Here is a 19,793-nt window from a genome sequence, read left to right as displayed (position 1 = left end):
TCATAAGATACTGAGTTTCTAACTAGTAGCCGGGATGCCGGCTACATGGCGTGCAGGGGCTTGCCGGCGAGAGCCAGGAAGGCCTCCCCGAGTGCCTCGTTTTGGGTGGGGTGCGCGTGCAGTAGAGGAGCGATGTCCTCGGGGTACGCCTCCCAGTTGACAATGAGCTGGCCTTCGCCGATGAGCTCACCGACGCGAGCGCCGATCATGTGCACACCGACGACGGGGCCGTCTTTGACCCGAACGATCTTGACGGAACCGGCCGTGCCGAGGATCGAGCTCTTGCCGTTGCCACCGAGGTTGTACTCGTAGGTGGCGATGTCGTCCTTACCGAACTTCTCCGCGGCCTTCGCCTCTGAGTAGCCGACGGAGGCAATCTCCGGGTCGCAGTACGTGACCTTGGGGATGTTGATATCCTCGACGATGATCGGGTTTAAACCGGCGATTTCTTCCGCAACGAAGATTCCCTGCTGGAAGCCACGGTGCGCGAGCTGGAGTCCGGGGACGATGTCACCCACGGCGTAGACGCCGGGAATGTTGGTCGCGAGGCGCTCGTCGGTGATGACGAAGCCGCGGTCGACGGTGACGCCGACCTCTTCGAAGCCGAGACCGGCCGTCGCGGCGCCGCGACCCACGGCCACGAGGAGAATGTCAGCTTCGATCGTGGTTCCGTTTTCGAGGGTGACGACAACACCGCTGTCGTTCTGCGTGACGCTCTGGAAGCGCACGCCGAGGGAGTACTCGATTCCGCGCTTGCGGAATGCGCGCTCGAGCTGCTTGGAGATGGATTCTTCCTCCATCGGAGCGAGGTGGGGGAGAGCCTCGATGATGGTGACGTCGGAGCCGAAGGACTTCCAGACGCTGGCGAATTCGACACCGATGACGCCGCCTCCGAGGACGGCGACCTTCTTCGGGACGTAATCCAACTCGAGCGCCTGCTCGCTCGTGATGACGCGTCCGCCGAGTTCGAGGCCGGGGAGCGAGCGGGAGTAGGAGCCGGTGGCCAGAATGACGTTCTTACCGACGATCGTGTCGTCGCCGACCTGAACGGTGTTGGGGGAGACCAGCCGGCCCTCACCCTGAATGACCGTGATGCCGCGAGCCTTGATCAGGCCCTGGAGTCCCTTGTACTTGCTGGTGACGATTCCTTCGCGGAACGCCGTGACGGCCGCGATATCGATGCCGTCGAACGTGGACTTGACTCCGTACTTGGCACCCTCACGGCTGACGTCGGCGACCTCCGCCGAGTGCAGGAGAGCCTTCGTGGGAATGCACCCCACGTGAAGGCAGGTGCCCCCGAGCTTGTTCTTTTCGATCAGACCGACGGTGAACCCCAGCTGAACGGCGCGCAGCGCTGCTGCGTAACCGCCGCTTCCGCCACCGAGAACAACAATGTCAAAGTTTTGTTCGGACACTCAACGACTCCCTCGCGCACGACACCCTGCAGCCGCTGTCACGCGCTTGGCGCGTCAGCAGGCAACAATGGCAAGCTTTTCTTGCCCCTACGACTGTACTACGGGCGTGAAAAGTCCTCAGCCAGTCTGATCAGGGCCCGAACGGATACTCCGGTGGGTCCGACGCCGGTGAATCCCCAGGGACTGCCGGAGTTTTGGGACGGTCCGGCGATATCCACGTGGGCCCACGGAATGTTCGGCGCCACGAATTCCTTGAGGAAGACGCCGGCCAGGAGCATGCCCCCTGCCGTGCTCCCTATCTTGGCATTCGCGATGTCAGCGACATCGGAGTTCAGGGTGGCGCGCAACTCTGCGGGGAACGGCATGGGCCAGGCCGGCTCGCCCACACTCGTGCTGGCGCTGATCACCTGGGCAACGAGCTCGTCATCGCCCATGGCGGCGTAGTAGCGGTTTCCGAGGGCGACGATCGCCGCACCCGTCAGGGTCGCCACGTCCACGATCGCATCCGGTGCTTCCTCGCCCGCCGCGACAAGGCCGTCGGCGAGCACGAGCCGGCCCTCGGCATCCGTGTTCAACACCTCGACCGTGCGCCCGCCCCGAATACGCAGAACGTCGTTGGGACGAATGGCCGATCCCGACGGCATGTTCTCGGCAATGCACATCCAGGCGGTGAGGCGCACGGGCAGGTTCAGTCGAGCTGCGGCTGCTATCACGGCGAGAACTGTGGCCGCGCCCGTCATGTCGTACTTCATACCCACCATGGATGCCGGCGGCTTGAGGGAGAGTCCGCCGGTATCAAAGGTGATTCCCTTTCCCACGAGGGCGAGGTGCTTCGTCGCGGTTTCGGGAGCGTAGCTCAGTTTCACCAGCCGCGGAGGCCGCGTGGAACCCTGACCCACCCCGGCAATGCCACCAAACCCGTCGGCGACGAGCTGCTCTTCGTCCCACACCGTGACGTCGATGGGCAGCCCGTCCACGGCCTCAACGGCCTGCGCGGCCAGCGAGGCCGGATACAGGTCGATCGGCGGCATATTGACAAGATCCTTGACCAGCCCGATCGCTTCCGCGATCGCCTCCGCACGGCTGACCGCGTCCGGCGCCACCACGTCGGTGTGCACGGTCAGCTGACCGGCCGGCACCTTCGTGGCGGCGAGCGAGCTGTGCCGGTATTCCGTGTACGAGTACCCGCCGAGAGCCGCACCCTCCACGATGGCTTCGACCTCGAGGGCGGTCTGCACGGGGATCGCGAACGAGACGGCGGTCACGCCGGTGAGCTGGCGCACGGCCGACCCGGCCGCGTGGCGGAGGGAATCCGTCGTGACCTCCCGCCCGAGTCCCACGATCGCGACGGTGCGCATGGTCCCGACGCGGGCCGCGACGCGCACAATTTCGTCGGCGGCTCCGGTCACGGCGAGTGCGGCGAGCTGGTCGGAGATGAATCCGAGAGACGGATCTGCGAGCAGGGTGGGAGCGTCATCCGTTTGCACGGCGCCCACCACGAGAATGTCGGAGCTTGAGTCGAGAACGGGCTGGTTGGACACGAAAAGGCGGGGAACAGTCATGAACCGATCGTACGTCCCGGCGCCCTGTTCGCTGTCGGCACCACGCATGTGTACAGGAATCGAGCCCATGTGACAAGGGGCGGAATAGAGTTAACACATGCGGGATCCTTCTGAACTGTACAAGCTGACCGCGGACGCCGACGGCGTACCCGACGGTTTGAACCTCGTTGCCGGTCTGACCGGCTTCGCAGACGCCGGTGGCGCCGTTGCGCAATTCAACGAGTATCTATTGGGCACGCTTGAGCACACGGTGATTGCCGAATTCGACGCCGATGAGCTGTTGGACTATCGCGCTCGTCGCCCCATCATCTACTTCGACAAGGACCACCTCACGGACTACCAGCCGCCGTCACTGCGGTTGTACCTCACCCATGATGAGATCGGTCAGCCATTCCTGCTGTTGGCCGGCTTCGAACCCGACTTTCGGTGGGAACACTTCACGGCAGCCGTGCTGGAACTCACCCGACGTTTCGCGGTGACGTCCACAACCTGGGTGCATGCGATTCCCATGCCGGTGCCACACACGCGTCGCATCGGTGTGACGGTAAGCGGCAATCGATCCGATCTCATCGGCAGCATGTCGGTGTGGCGCCCACACACTCAGGTCTCCGCCAACGTGCTCCACCTGGTGGAATTCCGACTTCAAGAAATGGGGGCTTCAACGGTGGGGTACGTGCTGCTGATTCCGCACTACCTCGCGGATACGGAATTCCCGTCGGCTGCCCTGGCCGCGCTGGAGAGCACGAGCGCCTCGACAGGACTGATCTTTCCGACCGATCGGCTGCGGGAAGCGAATCGCGAATTCGTGGCGCGGATCGATGATCAGGTGCGCGACAACCCGGAGCTGGCCAAGCTCGTCGGCACGTTGGAAGAGCGGTACGACGCGTATATGGAGGGCAGCCCCCTGCGTTCCCCGCTCACGGATGAGGATGGCGAGCTCCCCACGGCCGATGAAATCGCCGCTGAACTGGAAAATTTCCTGGCCATCCGCCGAAGTAAGGATGATGGCGGCCTGAGCTGATCGCGGGGGAGCCGGGTTCGCCCCGGGCAACCGGCCGCAGGTAGATTGGGCAAGTGAACTCCCGTCGATCCTGGTTAGTCTTTTACATCGGCTCGTTCGCGTACCTTTCCGCGGTGCTGCAACGCACGTCCCTGGGTATTGCGGGCGTGTCAGCGGCGGAACGATTCGGCGGTTCGGCCGCCGTGCTGTCGAGTCTCGCCGTGATCCAGCTGGTCGTCTATGCCGCCATGCAGATTCCCGTGGGCGTCATGGTCGATCGTTTCGGTCCGCGGATGCTCATGGTCACCGGTACGGCGCTCATGGCGGTCGGCCAGCTCACACTCGCCTTCGCGCCCAACATCACGATCGCCGTCATTGGACGCATTCTCGTCGGCGCAGGCGACGCGGCGATTTTCGTCTCCATGATTCGTTTGATCAGCTTGTGGTTCTCTGGCCGGATCGTTCCGCTCCTGTCGCAGTGGATGGGAAACATCGGCCAGCTGGGTCAGGTGATGTCCGCTGTTCCGCTCGCCTGGCTGCTGCACATCTGGGGTTGGACGCCCGCGTTCGTGTCTGCGGCCTCCGTCGCCGTCGTTGCGCTGATCGTTCTGCTCGTGTTCGTGCAGGACCGACCCGTCGGCGCCATCGAACACGTGCGCGCGAACAGCTGGCGCGAAGCCCTGGTGCAGTTGCGGCACAGCTTCAAACGGCCCGGAACTCAGTTGGGGTTCTGGTCCCACTACGTCACCCAGTCGTCCGGTACCGTTTTCAGTCTGCTGTGGGGCTTCCCCTTCATGGTCTACGGGCTGGGCTACGACCCGGCCCGCGCCGCGGCAATGCTCACGATCGTGGTCGGCGCCGGGATGGTGTTCGGTCCGGTGCTCGGCCTGTTGACGGCGCGGCATCCCCTGCGTCGCAGCAACATCGTGCTGGGCATCGTCACGTCGATCGGCATCGCGTGGGCCGTTGTTCTGCTCTGGCCGGGCACACCGCCCGTCGGGGTGATCGTCGGACTCCTCATTGTGCTCGGCATCGGTGGCCCCGGCTCGCTGATCGGGTTCGATTTCGCCCGCACGTTCAATCCGCAGCGCAACCTCGGCTCGGCCAACGGCGTCGTCAACGTCGGCGGTTTCACCGCCAGCTTCACGACCATGTTCCTGATCGGGGTGCTCCTCGACCTGCAGGACAAGGTGCGCGTGGCCGGGGGAGCAGCCAGTGACCTCTATTCTCTGGAGTCCTTCAAGGTGGCGTTCGCGGTGCAGTACCTGGTCATCGGCACCGGGGTGTTCTTCCTCGTTCGCGCGAGGTCACGCACGCGCACGCAGATGTCCCGCGATGAAGGAATAACCGTGGCCCCGGTATGGGTTGCACTAGCCAGAGCGTGGAAGCGGCGTAAGGGGAGAGGGTAGTCGACACAATGGCTTGCCGTCCAGACAAACCGTGCAATAATTAACAACAGGACCCGTTCTGGTCTTGGGAGTGTCGGCGAAACGCCGGCACGGTTATCCCGGGACTTGACATGGGTCCTAGTACTGCCCGAAATCCCCGGAACTGTGGGGAGGTGGCACGTGCGAATAACTCGGCATGAGAGGTGTTCGAATGGCAACCCCCGTAAAGACTGAGGTGACCGGAGAGGTCACAACGGCGGACACTGCGGCTTCTGCGGCTGTGGAGAGTACGCCAGCGAAGGTCGTCAAGCCAAAGACGGCGACGGCGAAGACCGCCGCGGCGAAGACCGCCGCAGCCAAGACGGCTGCGGCGAAGACAGCCGCCGCGAAGCTCGCCGCAGGCACGGGCCCGGCCGCGGAAAAGGCCCCGCCCCGCAAGCGCGCCGCCGCGAAGAAGGTTGGCGTCAAAGTTGAAGACGTCCCCGATTCGGTCCCCGCCGAAGACGACGACGAAGAGTCGAAGCGCACCGCGCCGACCGAGCCGCTGCCCAAGGGCGCACTCGTACTGTCCCTCGTGGACGACGAGGATGAAGTACCCGTCTATTCCAGCGCCATCACCGGTGCCACCGCCGACCCGGTCAAGGACTACCTCAAGCAGATCGGTAAGGTCGCCCTGCTCAACGCGGCCGAAGAGGTTGAGTTGGCGATGCGCATCGAAGCGGGCCTCTTCGCCGAAGACAAGCTCTCGGAGATGTCGGACGTGGAGCGCAAGACGGCCCTCGGCCGCGAACTCCAGTGGGTGGCCAAAGACGGTGCCCGCGCGAAGAGTCACCTCCTGGGCGCGAACCTTCGCCTGGTCGTGTCCCTCGCCAAGCGCTACACGGGGCGCGGGATGCAGTTCCTCGACCTGATCCAGGAGGGAAACCTGGGCCTGATTCGTGCGGTCGAGAAGTTCGACTACACGAAGGGCTTCAAGTTCTCCACCTACGCCACCTGGTGGATTCGTCAGGCCATCACTCGTGCCATGGCCGACCAGGCCCGAACGATTCGTATCCCCGTTCACATGGTCGAGGTCATCAACAAGCTCGCGCGTGTTCAGCGTCAGATGCTGCAGGACCTCGGTCGCGAACCGACTCCTGAAGAGCTCAGCCGCGAACTGGACATGACGCCCGAGAAGGTCGTCGAGGTACAGAAGTACGGACGCGAACCCATCTCGCTGCACACCCCGCTGGGTGAAGACGGCGACAGCGAATTCGGTGACCTCATCGAGGACACCGAGGCCGTTGTCCCGGCGGATGCCGTGGGCTTCACCATGCTGCAGAAGCAGTTGGAAAGCCTGCTCGACTCCCTCTCCGAGCGTGAGGCCGGAGTCATCCGGATGCGTTTCGGGCTTGGTGACGGCATGCCCAAGACCCTCGACCAGATCGGTGACACCTTCGGCGTGACCCGTGAGCGGATCCGTCAGATCGAGTCGAAGACGATGGCCAAGCTGCGTCACCCCTCCCGGTCGCAGTCACTACGCGACTACCTCGAGTAGACGTGCCGGTGCGTTATGTCCCGGCGGTCCTCGTTGGCAGGATCGTCCGGACGCTCGCGCGTTGGCGCAAGCCGGGCGGAGGTTCGGCGATACCCGGACTCATTGTCAATCGGGTTGCCCCGGGCTTTCTGACGACGACCCTCAACGGGTTCCCCCAGGGGCTCGTTGTCGTGACCGGTTCGAGCGGCAAGTCCACGACCACGAAGATGCTCGTGGCTATTCTGCGCGCCCATGGCACGAGCGTGTTCACGAACTCGTCCACCGCGAACATCAGCCAGGGTCTGACGTCAGCGCTGCTCGAGCAGGTCAGCCTGACCGGACGCATGAGCGACGACATCGGCGTCCTCGAAATGGATGAGGGGCACGGCGCCCTGATCTCCGGTGGGTTGACACCCCGGGTGGTGGCACTGACGAATGTGATGGTCGATCAAATCGACCGTTTCCACGACTCCGACATGGTCGCGGCGCTGCTGGCCAAGATTGCCGCGCGCGCCACGGAAACCGTCGTGCTCAACGCCGACGACCAATTTCTCGTAGAGCTGGGCGCCGGGCTCGCGGCGACGGTGTCCGTCGCGCCGTACGGGGTCAGCGCCGAGGTGCTGGCTGCCAACCCGCGCGGTCTCGGCTATGCCCGAACCGCCCGCGAACGCCTGACACCGGGTACCGGCACCCTCATCACCCGGTGCGCCGGTCGGGTCGCGGATGTTTCGATGCCGCGTGCCTCTTCTGGTCCGGTCGAGCCGACAGACTCGACTCCGGCCCTGACGATCGAGCTTCCGGCGCGTGGCACGCACTACGCCGTTGACGCTGCCGCCGCGTTGGCGACGGCGCGTGCGGCACTCGGCGACCGCTTCGACTCGACGGTTGCGGCCGCAGCGCTCTCCACGATCCCCGCCGTCTTCGGTCGCGGCGAGATCGTGACGGTGCGCGGTCAGCAGGTCGAATTCGTCCTCGTGCAGAACCCGGCCAGCTTCCAGCTCAACGTGGACGCTCTCGAGCCGCACACCGAACAGATTCTGATCGCCATCGGTTCGGATGTGCGGGATCCCTCGTACTTCTGGCCCGTTGACACATCGGGCCTGGAACACGTGCTCATCGCGTCGGGCTCGAAGGCGCACCAGATTGCGCTGCAGCTGGCCTACGACGATGTTCGGGTCGACCGGATCGAACCGGACGTGCCGACGGCCCTCGACGCCTTCCTCGCCCTTCCCGCCCCCGAGCACGGGCTCAAGACAATCATCTTCTCGGCCGACGGGATGCGTCGGACCCGCGCCCACCTCGGGCTGGCCACAAATGACGAGGAGCAGTCATGACGCCGAACCTCACCATCATCTCGGTGCTCCCCGACCTGCTGAACACGAACGGGGACGCAGCGAATGCCCGAGTCCTCGCTCAGCGGGCGCGCTGGAGCGGTCATGAGGCATCCATCGTCGAGGTGCGGTCCAGGGCCGACGTTCCCGAAACCGTTGATGCGATTGTGATCGGTTCCGGCTCAGACGCCGAGCTCGTCCAGGCGCGTGACGTCTTGCTGACCATGCTCGACGAACTTCGCGACTGGACGACCGCCGGTGTGCCGTTGCTCGCCGTCGGAACCGGTTGGGAACTGCTGAGCTGGGGGATTGAGCTACAGGACGGCACCGTCGTCGAGGGCCTCGGGCTTGTCGCCGGCCGGGCCGTTCCCCGCGCCACGAGGGCCACTGACGATATCGTCGTCACCAGCAAGCACGGTCGTCTCGTCGGATTTGAAAACCACGCGCGCGACTATGTCGGTGCGGAAGCCTCGCCCCTCGGCCGCGTCGCCTCGGGAACCGGCAACGGAAACGGCAGCGAAGGCCTGGTCATGGGCGATGTGATCGGAACGCATCTGCACGGCCCCGTGCTGGCACGCAACCCGGGCCTGGCCGACCAGATGCTCCGCGCCGCGTTCGGCCGTGTCGGCGAGTCTTACGAGCCGGGGGAGCGATCCGTGGCTGTCGACGCGATGGCTCACGCCGTCCGCGATCAGATTTCGACGGGCCTGTCGCTCTCCGCAGAATAGGCACGCGGAACAGGCACGCCGGCTGGCAACGACAAACGGCCCGGGAATTCGTCTAAGACGATTTCCCGGGCCGTGCTGCGACGGCGTACGTCGTTGTTACGAACGCTGGTCTTCGAGCAGTCGGCTCGACTCGTCGTGCCAGCTCTCGGCGATTGCCGATAGCTTCTCCTGATGCTTGCGACCGTGGTGGGCACAGAACAGCAGTTCGCTGGTGTTCACGACGACGCGAATGTAGGCCTGGGCGCCACAAGCGTCGCAGCGGTCCGCCGCGGTCAGCTGGTGGGGGGTGCCCTGCTGCTCTGCTGCACCAGTTTCGGTGGCGATCTTGGACATATGTTCCTCCTCCAGACAAAAAACCTTATTGCCTCTTGCTCAATGTTTACACGCCTTGGCCCGGTTATCGAGCACAATACGGGCTGTTTCGCTGGAGGCGTACCGCACCGCGGCGGGTGTCGATTGCCGGGGGCGCCCCTCGGGCCGGTAATCTAGGGCAGTGAGTTCTGATTATTCTGCGCGCCATCTGTCCGTCCTCGAGGGGCTCGAGGCGGTGCGCAAGCGGCCGGGAATGTATATCGGGTCGACGGATTCCCGCGGCCTCATGCATTGCCTCTGGGAAATCATCGACAACGCCGTCGATGAGGCCCTCGGTGGGCACGGCAGCAGCATCCACATTGAGCTTCATCCCGATGAGAGCGTGGAGGTGCGTGACACGGCTCGCGGCATTCCCGTCGACATAGAGCCCAAGACCGGTCTTACCGGTGTGGAAGTGGTTTTCACCAAGCTTCACGCCGGGGGAAAATTCGGCAGTGGCTCGTATGCCGCATCGGGCGGACTTCACGGCGTCGGCGCATCCGTCGTCAACGCGCTGTCCGAACGACTCGACGTTGAAGTCGACCGAGGCGGCAAGACATGGGCGATGTCGTTCCACCGCGGTGAACCCGGGGTGTTCGCCGACACCGGCGACAAGAGCCCTGACGCACCCTTCACGCCGTTCGAAGACCAGAGCGTGTTGCGCGTTGTCGGTAAGGTCGCCAAGGGCGTCACCGGCACCCGTGTGCGCTATTGGGCCGACCGCCAGATCTTCACCAAGGGCGCCGCCTTCCAGGTGGACGACGTGCTCAACCGGGCACGTCAGACGGCATTCCTGGTACCGGGGCTGGCCATCGAAGTCGCCGATCGGCGCACTTCCGACGAGGTCGTGAGTGCGTTCCAGTTCGACGGCGGAATTTCCGAATTCGTCGACCACCTCGCTACCGACACCCCCATCACGGATACCTGGCGGCTGACCGGAAACGGAACCTTCAAGGAGACGGTGCCCGTTCTCACCGAGAAGGGCGCCATGGTGCCCACGGAACTGGAACGTACCTGCGAGGTGGACATCGCCCTGCGATGGGGAACCGGCTACGACACCATCGTGCAGAGCTTTGTGAACATCATCGCCACACCGAAGGGCGGAACACACCAGGCCGGCTTTGACACCGCGCTGCTGAAGTTTCTCCGCGGCCAGGTGGAGCAGAACGCGCGCCGTCTGAAGGCAGGGTCGGACAAGCTCGACAAGGACGACGTCATGGCCGGTTTGACGGCCGTGCTCACCGTTCGCCTCCCCGAGCCGCAGTTCGAGGGTCAGACGAAAGAGGTGCTCGGGACGCCCGCCGTTCGCGCGATCGTAGCCGCCGTCGTTGCTCGCGCGATGAACGAGCGTTTCGTCTCGCCGAAGCGCGACGACAAGGCACAGGCCGCCGTGGTGCTCGACAAGATCGTCGCCGAAATGAAGTCACGTATTTCCGCGCGGGCACACAAGGAGACCCAGCGCCGCAAGAACGCCCTGGAGAGTTCGTCGCTTCCGGCCAAGCTCGTGGATTGCCGCAGCAATGACGTATCCACGAGTGAGCTGTTCATCGTGGAGGGTGATTCGGCACTCGGCACCGCGAAGCTCGCGCGCGACAGCGAACACCAGGCCCTCCTGCCGATCCGCGGAAAAATTCTCAACGTGCAGAAGGCCTCCGTTTCCGACATGCTCTCCAACACCGAGTGCGCCTCGATCATTCAGGTGATCGGCGCGGGCTCCGGACGCAGTTTCGACCTCTCGGCCGCGCGCTACGGCAAGGTCATCATCATGAGCGACGCCGACGTGGACGGCGCCCACATTCGCACGCTCCTGCTCACGCTGTTCTTCCGCTACATGCGCCCGATGATCGCCGAGGGTCGCGTGTTCGCCGCCGTGCCGCCGCTGCACCGAGTCGTGGTGATGAACCCGGGAAGCAAACCCAACGAGACGATCTACACCTACTCCGAGGTAGAGCTCCACGGCGTGCTCAGCGCGCTCGAGAAGAAGGGCCGCCGCTACCAGGACCCCATCCAACGCTACAAGGGACTCGGCGAAATGGATGCCGATCAGCTTGCGACGACCACGATGGAACGCGCCCACCGAACGCTGCGTCGCGTGCGCGTGAACGACGCGGACGCCGCCGCGAAGGTTTTTGAGCTGCTGATGGGCAACGAAGTGGCCCCGCGCAAGGAATTCATCGTCGACAGCTCGGACAAGCTCAGTCGGGAACGCATCGACGTCTAACGCGTCCGGGTTCCTTTCACCGGCCGCCGGCGCGACGACGACGGGTACCATGCCAGCGCGGCGGTGACGAGGTCTTCGCGGTGTGAACGTGTCGCTTCAGGCGTTCAGGCGTTCAGGCGTTCAGACGTTCAGACGTTCAGACGTTCAGACGGAATGGTGACCGTGGCTTCAGCGCTGACGTGCCGGCCAGCCAAATGGTCGTGCGGGTGGGGTCGGCGGCCAACGGTGGGATCAGCCAATACTCGGTGCCGGTGCCGATGCGGGTGATCTCCCAGCCGTCGTTGTGCAGGCGCAGATGGTCGCGGGCGCAGAGTAGGATGCCGTCGTCGAGGTTGGTGAGTCCGCCGCCGTCCGCCCAGCCGTGCAGATGATGCGCTTCGCAGTGGCTAGGCGGGCGGTGACAGTCGGGCCAGAGACACCCGCCGTCGCGAAGCGCGAGTGCCGCGCGCTGTGCCTGCGAAAAGAGGCGCTGTTCCCGGCCTACATCCAGCACGGTGCCGTCCCGCCTGAACAACACCGGTATGAAACCGGCGGTGCAGATCGACCGGTCGATGGTGGTCGTCGGGACAGCGTCCGGGGTTCCTTCAATGAATCCGTCTGTCAGAACCAGTTCGCTCGAGGTACCCCGCGAGGGTGTCGGTGCTGGAGTGCCTGTCGCAGTGACGACGAGCTTCACCGACGGGCGAATTCGGCCGAAGAGGGTGCCGGGGTCGGCGGCCGCGGCGACCTTGATCACCTCGATCAGTGCCTCGGCGGCGATCTGGTCCGTGGATCGCGGGTCGTCGATGATGCGCTGCGCGCGTTCCTTCTCGCCCTTTTCCACAAACCGAGGTCCGCCGGTGCGGGGGCCGGTGATCTGCAGCAGGAAGTCCTTGAAGTAGGCACCGTTTTCCGGGTCCAGCTCAAAGTTGCCGTGCAACATGCCGTCCGGCTTGTCCCACACCCGCAGGTACTGCCGGGCGCGCATCGCGTCGGCCCGGGAGGCGACCCCGGCGGCGTCGATGGAGTCCCGGCACTGCCGGGCCGCCTTCGCCGCCTGGTCCGCATTACCGGAGCGGCACGTCTCGATGAGGCCGACGACGGCGTCGGTGAGCATCGCCTCCGTCACCCCGATCGCCGGTTCGCCGAGGCCCCGCCGGATGGCCGTCGCGGATTCCGTGCTGAGGGTCCCGTCCTTGACGGCCGCGCCCAACGGCGCGAACCAGGGCACGTGCACGCCAACCGTTGGCCGCTCCGGGAATTCCCGGGCCAACCGGTCGGCCTGCTGCTGGCGGTCAAGGGCTGCTTCGGCCTCGGTGGCCATGGTGCCGGCCTCGATCAGGCGGCGGGTGTCGGCCTTCGTACCGCCGCCTCCTCCGCCCAGCGATTGCACATAGTCCTCAGCGCTGGGATAGCCCTTTTTGCGGGCGAGGCCTTCGCGGCCGAGCGTCCAGTCGGAGCGGGCGGCGACGTTCGCCGCCGACAGGGCGAGGTACGTGGCGACCTCACGCATGTGTCGGGCAATGGCCCGGTGGGTGTTCTCCGACTGATCGTCGGAGAGCTCCGCGAACGACGCCGCGGATATACCCGACCGGGCCAAAGCCACGGTCAGATCAACGAAAACACCGTCAATGGTGGTTGTCATGAGATAAGTGTGACAGCGACCACTGACACTGACACTGTGGCGGTGGCGCCCTGGGCGCCTGTCATCAGACCTTCAGGGGCAGACGTCCGCCCGGATGGTCTCTTCCGGACGGCGCGTGGGCGGCGAGGGGACTACGGCGACGTGGCGGAGTACCGCTAGATCTCGCTTCCGATGACGCCGATGATCGCGTCGAGCATGACACCGGACGCGTCCCGACGCGAGCCGGACTCCGGAAGCGGCCGAGGCACACCCTCCGCAGAGGTGGCACGGGCGGGAGCATGCCCCACCCAGGCGACGGCGATGGCGTCTTCGCCCTTGAGGAAGCGCTGGCACCGCACTCCACCGGTGGCGCGGCCTTTCGCGGGATATTCCGTGAACTCGGAGACCTTGGCACTGCCGGGATCGGTGCCCGGCAGCGACTGGCTGCCGACGGCGACGGTCGCCACGACCGCGTTCGCGGCGTCTGTCGCAGCGAGGCTGGTGAAGAACACCACGGTGGCGCCGGGGGAGAGCTTGATGCCGGCCATGCCCCCGGCAGCGCGGCCCTGCGGCCGAACACCGGCGGCCGGGAACCTCAAGAGCTGCGAATCTGAGGCGATGAAGACGAGTTCGTCATCTTCGCCGCCCTGCGCCACACCGACGACCTCGTCCTTCGGTTTGAGGGCGATGACCTCAAAGTCGGGCTTGTTGGCCCAGTCGCCCGGCGTGAGCCGCTTCACCACGCCCTGCCGGGTGCCGAGCGCAATCGCGCGATCGGAGTCCAGCGAGACCAGGGCGAGCACGCGCTCTCCCCGGCTGGACAGCACGAGGTAATCGTTGATGCGAACGCCGGCGGCGAGCTGAATAGACGTCGCCGGCATGACGGGCAGGTCGACGGGGGAGAAGCGGATGAGTCGACCATGGCTCGTCACCGCGCCGATCTCCGTGCGACTCGTCGTTTCGAGCGACGACAGGATGGCGTCGTGTTTGCTGCGGCGTTGCGGGGGAGTGATGCGCGCGGTACCGGAGTCATCGGCCGCCGAAAGATCGACGCGCGCGATGCGGCCCGTGGCGCTGAGGAAGATGCGGGTGGGGATGTCCTGCACCTCGAGGATCGCCGCCTGACGTTTCGCCGCTGCGGCGGACATCCCGGCGATGCTCGGCTTGGCCTCGGTCAGCACGGTGCGGCGCGGGGTGCCGAATTTCTCGGCGACGGCGGCGAGCTCGGTGGAGACGAGCGTACGAATGGCCGCCTTGCTGGAGAGGAGAGCCTCCAACTGGGCGATTTCGGCCAGGAGCTGGTCGCGCTCGGCCTCCAGCTCGATTCTCGAGAACCGGGTGAGGCGACGCAGGCGCAGTTCCAGAATGTATTCGGCCTGCACCTGGCTGAGGTCGAAAACGTCGATGAGCCGGGTCCTGGCCATGTCCGTGTCGTCGCTGGCGCGGATGACCTGAATCACCTCATCGATGTCGACGATGGCCACGAGAAGTCCTTCCACGAGGTGGAGGCGTTCCTTGCGTCGCGCAAGCCGGTAGGCGGAACGGCGGGTCACCACCTCGATGCGGTGGTTCACGTAAACAAGCAGGAGCTCGCGCAGCCCCAGGGTCTGAGGTGCGCCCTCCACGAGGGCGACGGCGTTGATGTTGAACGAGTCTTCCAGCGGGGTGTAGCGGTACAGCTGCTCGAGTACGGCATCCGGGCTGAAACCGGTCTTGATACCGATCACGAGGCGCAGGCCCTTGGTGCGGTCGGTGAGGTCTGTGACGTCGGAGATGCCGCTCAGCTTCTTGGAATTGACGCCGTCCTTGATCTTCTCGATCACCTTCTCCGGTCCCACGAGGTAGGGCAGTTCCGTCACGACCAGGCCGGTCTTTCGTGCGCTGATCGACTCCACGGCAACGCGAGCGCGCGTCTTGAAGCTGCCGCGCCCCGACATGTACGCGTCCTTGATGCCGGAGAGCCCCACGATCGTGCCGCCGGTGGGCAGATCGGGCCCGGGAACGAACTCCATCAGGTGCTCCAGGGAGGCCTCGGGGTACGAGAGAAGGTGCCGCGCGGCCCCGACAACCTCGATGAGGTTGTGCGGTGCCATGTTCGTGGCCATTCCCACGGCGATGCCGCTGGCGCCGTTGACCAGGAGGTTCGGGTAGGCGGCCGGGAGCACGTCGGGCTGGGTGAGCTGGTTGTCGTAGTTGGGCACGAAATTGACGACGTCTTCGTCGAGGTGCTCGGTCATGGCGAGGGCCGGGGGCGCGAGCCGGGCCTCTGTGTAGCGCGGGGCGGCCGGGCCGTCATCGAGCGAGCCGAAGTTTCCGTGACCGTCAATCAGGGGAACGCGCAGGGAGAACGACTGGGCCATGCGCACGAGCGCGTCATAGATCGCCGTGTCGCCGTGCGGGTGCAGCTTGCCCATGACCTCGCCGACCACGCGGGCCGACTTGACGTGGCCACGGTCGGGTCGCAGGCCCATCTCATTCATCTGGTACAGGATGCGACGTTGCACGGGCTTCAGCCCGTCCCGGGCGTCGGGAAGCGCCCGTGAGTAGATGACCGAGTAGGCGTACTCGAGGAACGACCCCTGCATCTCGGTCGATACGTCGACGTCTTCGATTCTCTCGGTGTCGATCGCGGTGCGGGCGGCGGGTGGGGTGCTGTCTGCGCGGCTCATTCGTGAATTCTGATTCAGTCGTGTCGGCCCCGAACGTCAATTCGGTCGGGGAGGCACTGGTTTCACGCACTCTCGGGAGTGCGCTGGAAAGTTCGGGCGCGGCCTATGTCAGACTTAGCCCGATGTCAACCATGCTACCGGCCCGTCAATTCAGCTCTCCGCGCCTTGCCGATGTTCTGACAAGTTCACTCCTCGCCGTGCGGAACGAGCCGAACCGACTCGGCCTCCCGGCCGTCTCGAAGGCCGTCGTCGTTCTGGCCGACGGCCTCGGCGTCAGTGCGCTGCGAGCGCGAGCGGGCCACGCCCGTTTCCTCGCCGGCCGGCTGACCAAGGCCGATGTCATCGACGGCGTCTTTCCGGCCACCACGGCCGCGGGGATCGCCACCCTCACCACCGGTGTCGAACCCGGGGAGCATGGTCTGGTCGGGTATCAGGTGCTTGACGCGGACCGCGACCGGATGATCAACCAGCTCACCGGCTGGGATGAGGGAATGGACCCCGCCACATGGCAACGTGCCCGCACGGTCTTCGACCAGGCGGCGGATGCCGGCGTGCCGAGTTTCGCTATCGGACCCAAGCGTTTCGTCGACTCCGGCTTCACCCGGGCCGTGCTGCGGGGTGCACGCTACGTGCCCGCCGAAAGCATTGCGGACCGGTTTGAGGCGGCACGGGACATCCTGGCCTCCGAGCCGACCGCGCTCGTCTACCTGTATGTCGCCGAACTCGACGTGGCGGCGCACGCCCACGGCTGGGAATCCGGGCGGTGGCTGGCGCAGCTGGAAACCCTCGACGCCGAGATGGCCCGGTTCGCGGGCGGCCTGGCCGCCGATGAGGGACTGCTTCTGACCGCAGACCACGGCGTCATCGACGTGCCACAGACCAAGCATGTGCTCTTTGACACCGCACCGGCCCTCGTGGACGGCGTACGTCACATCGGGGGAGACCCGCGGTGCCTCCAGCTGTACATCGACCCCGCACGCCCCGACGTGACAAGCGCATCCCTTGCTGCGGCCTGGCAGGAGGTGGAGGGCCAGCGCGCCTGGGTGTACACCCGCGCGGAGGCCGTTGCCGCCCGGCTGTTCGGGGACATCGCCGCAGAGGTGCTTCCTCGTATCGGCGACGTCATCGTCGCGGCGAGGAAAGGCATCGCGTACTACGACTCGCGGCCGTCGAACCAGAACGCACGCTCAATGATCGGCCAGCACGGCTCCCTCACCGATGAGGAAGTCCGCGTACCGCTCATCCGGGCCGGGGCGTTCTCGCGCTGACCCGAATGAACGATCGACCCGGACGTTAGACCGGGTATTGTCCGCGCTTGACCTGAGGCTTCGGCAGACGCATCGGGCGAAGCTGGAGCGCACGCATGGCGACGTACCAGCGCACCCGCTCAACCTTGTCCGCACCGAACTTCGTCTCCATCTTCTTGATGACGATGAAGCCGAGGACGACGCAGTCCACAATCGCCACGATGAAAAACGCCCAGAGGGCGATGATTCCGTAGGTGGCGATTGACGGGATCGTCGAGAGCAGAATGACGAGGAACATCACCGGGATCATCAGCTCACCGACATTGAACCGAGCGTCAACGAAGTCGCGGGCGTAACGCTTCTGAGGCCCACGCTCACGAAGCGGGAGATACTTGTCCTCACCGTTCGCCATGCCGACTCGGGCTCGATCGCGGGACACCCGCGACTTGGCACGGGCCTGCTGCGCTGCGAGCTTGCGGTCGTTGGGAACGAGGGGCCTCTTATTCGCTGCTTCCTGCGTTCGGCGCGTCGGAGTCGGCTGCCCTTTTCCGGCTGGAGTGCCGTTCAGGCGAGCGGCCGTCTCGGCTGCGCTTTCGGTCGACGGCTCTGCGTCGGGGTTCACTGGTTGTTTAGCCACATCAAGTCCTTGCAATTGGGTGCCTTAAGATTACCCGTATGACAGATATCCCACTGACAATTGCCGACGAAAGCACAGTCGACGACGCATCCGTGCGTACGGCGGTCGAACTCGGACTGCCCACCACCATCGCCGAACTGTGCGCGCTGGTGCGCATTCCCTCGGTCGCGTGGTCTGCTTTCGACCGAGCGACCGTGCTGCGCAGCGCCGAGGCCGTGGCGACGATGGCCCGGGACCTGCACGTGTTCGACACGGTGGAAATCAAGCAGGCCGGCATCCCCGGCAGCAGCGAACTCGGCCAGCCCGCCGTGCTGGCGACCCGGGCCGCCCGGAACGGACGCCCAACAGTGCTGCTGTACGCCCATCACGACGTGCAGCCTCCCGGCAAAGACGAGGACTGGGACTCGGCAGCCTTCGAGCCGACCGTGCGCGGCGACCGCCTCTACGGTCGCGGTGCGGCCGATGACAAGGCCGGGGTGATGGCACACATTGCCTCCATTCGTGCGCTTGTCGACGCCGCGGGCCCCGACTTCGATCTCGGCCTGGCGCTCTTCATCGAGGGTGAGGAGGAATTCGGCAGCCGCTCCTTTGCCACGTTCCTCGACGAAAACATCGACGCCCTGCGAGCGGACGTGATCGTCGTCGCCGACTCCAACAACTGGGATGTCTCGACGCCGGCGCTGACGACCGGGCTTCGCGGCAACGTCACGCTGCGACTCGGCGTACGAACGCTTGACCACGCCTCACACTCCGGCATGTTCGGGGGAGCCGTTCCGGACGCCATGATGGCGACGATTGCGCTGCTCGCGACGCTCTACAACGCCGATGGCTCCGTCGCCGTCGAGGGGCTGACGAGCGACGCCGGCGACACCCCCGACTATTCGGAAGCCCAGCTGCGCGACGAGACGGGCCTGCTCGACGGAGTCACTCCCATCGGGCACGGATCCATCCTCAGCCGGATCTGGTCGCAGCCCGCCATCACCGTCACCGGCATCGACGCGCCGAGCGTCGACAACGCCTCAAACACCCTGTCGCCCTCAATCACCGTGCGGGTGAGTTGTCGCATCGCACCGGGCCAGCGGGCTGTCGACGCGGCCGTAGCGCTCGAGGAGCACCTGCGAGCGAACGCACCGTTTGGTGCCCACATCGAGATATCCGAAGTGGACTGCGGTGAACCCTTCCTCGTGGACACGAGCGGCTGGGCCGTCACCGAGGCACGTCGCGCCATGACGGATGCCTGGGGAACGCCGCCGGTCGACATCGGCGTCGGCGGTTCAATCCCGTTCATCGCCGACCTGGTTCGAGTGTTCCCCGAGGCGCAGATCCTCGTCACCGGCGTCGAGGACCCTGACTCGCGGGCGCACAGCCCCAACGAGTCCCTGCACCTCGGCGTCTTCAAACGTGCCGTGCTCACCGAGGCGCTTCTCTTGTCCCGACTGAACCACCGCAGCGGGCAATAGCCGGCGGCGGGCATCCTCCGCCGTTTCTCGTCCTCGGGAATGAATCAGGCCGACCCACGGTTAGACGGGGTAGAATTACCGTGACTTCCGAGCTGTCAGCTGACCGCTCGACACGACCACTTGATCCGGCCGCGCCTTGCGACCACCAAGGAGAAACATGACTGACGCCCTGATTGACACAACCAGCACCGCAGCTCACGGCGTTGGCCTCAGCGATGCCGCCGCCGACAAGGTTCGAAGCCTCCTCGCCCAGGAAGGACGCGAAGATCTTCGCCTGCGCGTCGCGGTACAGCCCGGCGGGTGTTCCGGCCTGATCTACCAGCTCTACTTCGACGAGCGAGTCCTGGAGGGCGACGCGGTCGTCGATTTCGACGGCGTCGGCGTCGTAGTGGACAAGATGAGCGTTCCCTACCTTGATGGTGCGAACATCAACTTCGAGGACACGATCGAGAAGCAGGGCTTCACGATCGACAACCCGAATGCCGGCAGCAGCTGCGCCTGCGGAGATTCCTTCAGCTAGGCAAAAACCCCGCTGAAACGCGAATTTCAGGAGATCATCCCCCGGGGATGATCTCCTTTCGCAGTTAATTTCCCGGTTCCGCCGGTGTCATGCGCGGTTCGGAAGCAACTTGGCCGTCTGAGTGCACGGAAGACGGTCGAGCTCG

The 19,793-nt window shown here is 65.3% G+C and carries 15 protein-coding genes; 9 read left to right on the top strand and 6 right to left on the bottom strand.

All coding sequences use genetic code 11. The features are described 5' to 3' along the window. Window positions 1-41: 41 nt before the first annotated feature. Entirely contained in the window at window positions 42-1,415 is a 1,374-nt protein-coding gene (gene lpdA / locus AC1MB9_RS06635) for a dihydrolipoyl dehydrogenase (protein WP_479964242.1), read from the bottom strand. A 98-nt stretch (window positions 1,416-1,513) separates the two neighbouring features. Then, on the bottom strand, window positions 1,514-2,977 hold the full coding sequence (locus AC1MB9_RS06630) for a leucyl aminopeptidase (protein WP_479964241.1): 1,464 nt from the start codon (window positions 2,975-2,977) through the stop codon (window positions 1,514-1,516). Window positions 2,978-3,074: 97 nt separating this feature from the next. Between AC1MB9_RS06630 and AC1MB9_RS06625 the strand changes: the two genes are divergently transcribed. The 5 genes from AC1MB9_RS06625 (at window position 3,075) to AC1MB9_RS06605 (ending at window position 8,940) form a co-directional block, all read left to right on the top strand. Next, window positions 3,075-3,998 carry a proteasome assembly chaperone family protein gene (locus AC1MB9_RS06625; RefSeq protein WP_479964240.1) on the top strand — a complete coding sequence of 308 codons (924 nt, stop codon included), beginning with the start codon at window positions 3,075-3,077 and terminating at the stop codon, window positions 3,996-3,998. A 53-nt stretch (window positions 3,999-4,051) separates the two neighbouring features. Next, on the top strand, window positions 4,052-5,386 hold the full coding sequence (locus AC1MB9_RS06620; RefSeq protein WP_479964239.1) for an MFS transporter: 1,335 nt from the start codon (window positions 4,052-4,054) through the stop codon (window positions 5,384-5,386). Between the two features lie 190 nt (window positions 5,387-5,576). Continuing rightward, window positions 5,577-6,902 carry an RNA polymerase sigma factor gene (locus AC1MB9_RS06615; protein ID WP_479964238.1) on the top strand — a complete coding sequence of 442 codons (1,326 nt, stop codon included), beginning with the start codon at window positions 5,577-5,579 and terminating at the stop codon, window positions 6,900-6,902. Window positions 6,903-7,072: 170 nt separating this feature from the next. Continuing rightward, the gene (locus AC1MB9_RS06610) at window positions 7,073-8,215 is read left to right on the top strand and encodes a MurT ligase domain-containing protein (RefSeq protein ID WP_479964237.1); all 1,143 of its coding nucleotides are present in this window, start codon (window positions 7,073-7,075) and stop codon (window positions 8,213-8,215) included. Next, the gene (locus AC1MB9_RS06605; RefSeq protein ID WP_479964236.1) at window positions 8,212-8,940 is read left to right on the top strand and encodes a type 1 glutamine amidotransferase; all 729 of its coding nucleotides are present in this window, start codon (window positions 8,212-8,214) and stop codon (window positions 8,938-8,940) included. The genes AC1MB9_RS06610 and AC1MB9_RS06605 overlap by 4 nt, the downstream gene beginning before the upstream one ends. A 96-nt stretch (window positions 8,941-9,036) precedes the next feature. On the opposite strand, the gene AC1MB9_RS06600 is transcribed toward AC1MB9_RS06605, so the two are convergent. Beyond that, window positions 9,037-9,273, bottom strand: a complete 237-nt coding sequence (locus AC1MB9_RS06600) for a DUF7455 domain-containing protein (protein WP_479964235.1) — start codon at window positions 9,271-9,273, stop codon at window positions 9,037-9,039. 160 nt (window positions 9,274-9,433) lie between these two features. On the opposite strand from AC1MB9_RS06600, the gene AC1MB9_RS06595 reads away from it, so the two are divergent. Next, window positions 9,434-11,512, top strand: a complete 2,079-nt coding sequence (locus AC1MB9_RS06595; protein WP_479964234.1) for a DNA gyrase/topoisomerase IV subunit B — start codon at window positions 9,434-9,436, stop codon at window positions 11,510-11,512. A gap of 136 nt (window positions 11,513-11,648) precedes the next feature. Here the strand turns inward: AC1MB9_RS06595 and AC1MB9_RS06590 are convergent, their stop codons facing one another. Next, complete coding sequence (locus AC1MB9_RS06590) at window positions 11,649-13,136, bottom strand: HNH endonuclease signature motif containing protein (RefSeq protein ID WP_479964233.1); 1,488 nt, start codon at window positions 13,134-13,136, stop codon at window positions 11,649-11,651. A gap of 155 nt (window positions 13,137-13,291) precedes the next feature. After that, window positions 13,292-15,784 (bottom strand): DNA gyrase/topoisomerase IV subunit A, encoded by a 2,493-nt coding sequence (locus AC1MB9_RS06585; protein ID WP_479964232.1) that lies wholly within the window; start codon window positions 15,782-15,784, stop codon window positions 13,292-13,294. A 122-nt stretch (window positions 15,785-15,906) separates the two neighbouring features. Between AC1MB9_RS06585 and AC1MB9_RS06580 the strand changes: the two genes are divergently transcribed. Next, complete coding sequence (locus AC1MB9_RS06580) at window positions 15,907-17,052, top strand: alkaline phosphatase family protein (RefSeq protein WP_479964231.1); 1,146 nt, start codon at window positions 15,907-15,909, stop codon at window positions 17,050-17,052. Window positions 17,053-17,077: 25 nt separating this feature from the next. On the opposite strand, the gene AC1MB9_RS06575 is transcribed toward AC1MB9_RS06580, so the two are convergent. Then, window positions 17,078-17,668, bottom strand: coding sequence for a DUF3043 domain-containing protein (locus tag AC1MB9_RS06575; protein ID WP_479964230.1), 591 nt, complete (start codon window positions 17,666-17,668; stop codon window positions 17,078-17,080). 38 nt (window positions 17,669-17,706) lie between these two features. Between AC1MB9_RS06575 and AC1MB9_RS06570 the strand changes: the two genes are divergently transcribed. Further along, window positions 17,707-19,128, top strand: coding sequence for a M20/M25/M40 family metallo-hydrolase (locus tag AC1MB9_RS06570; protein WP_479964229.1), 1,422 nt, complete (start codon window positions 17,707-17,709; stop codon window positions 19,126-19,128). Between the two features lie 157 nt (window positions 19,129-19,285). Then, complete coding sequence (erpA, locus tag AC1MB9_RS06565) at window positions 19,286-19,648, top strand: iron-sulfur cluster insertion protein ErpA (protein ID WP_479964228.1); 363 nt, start codon at window positions 19,286-19,288, stop codon at window positions 19,646-19,648. Window positions 19,649-19,793: the final 145 nt, after the last annotated feature.

This window comes from Cryobacterium sp. AP27, from assembly GCF_056680495.1.
Note: the sequence above shows the minus strand (reverse complement) of the source record. Positions and strands in the feature narration are given on the sequence as shown.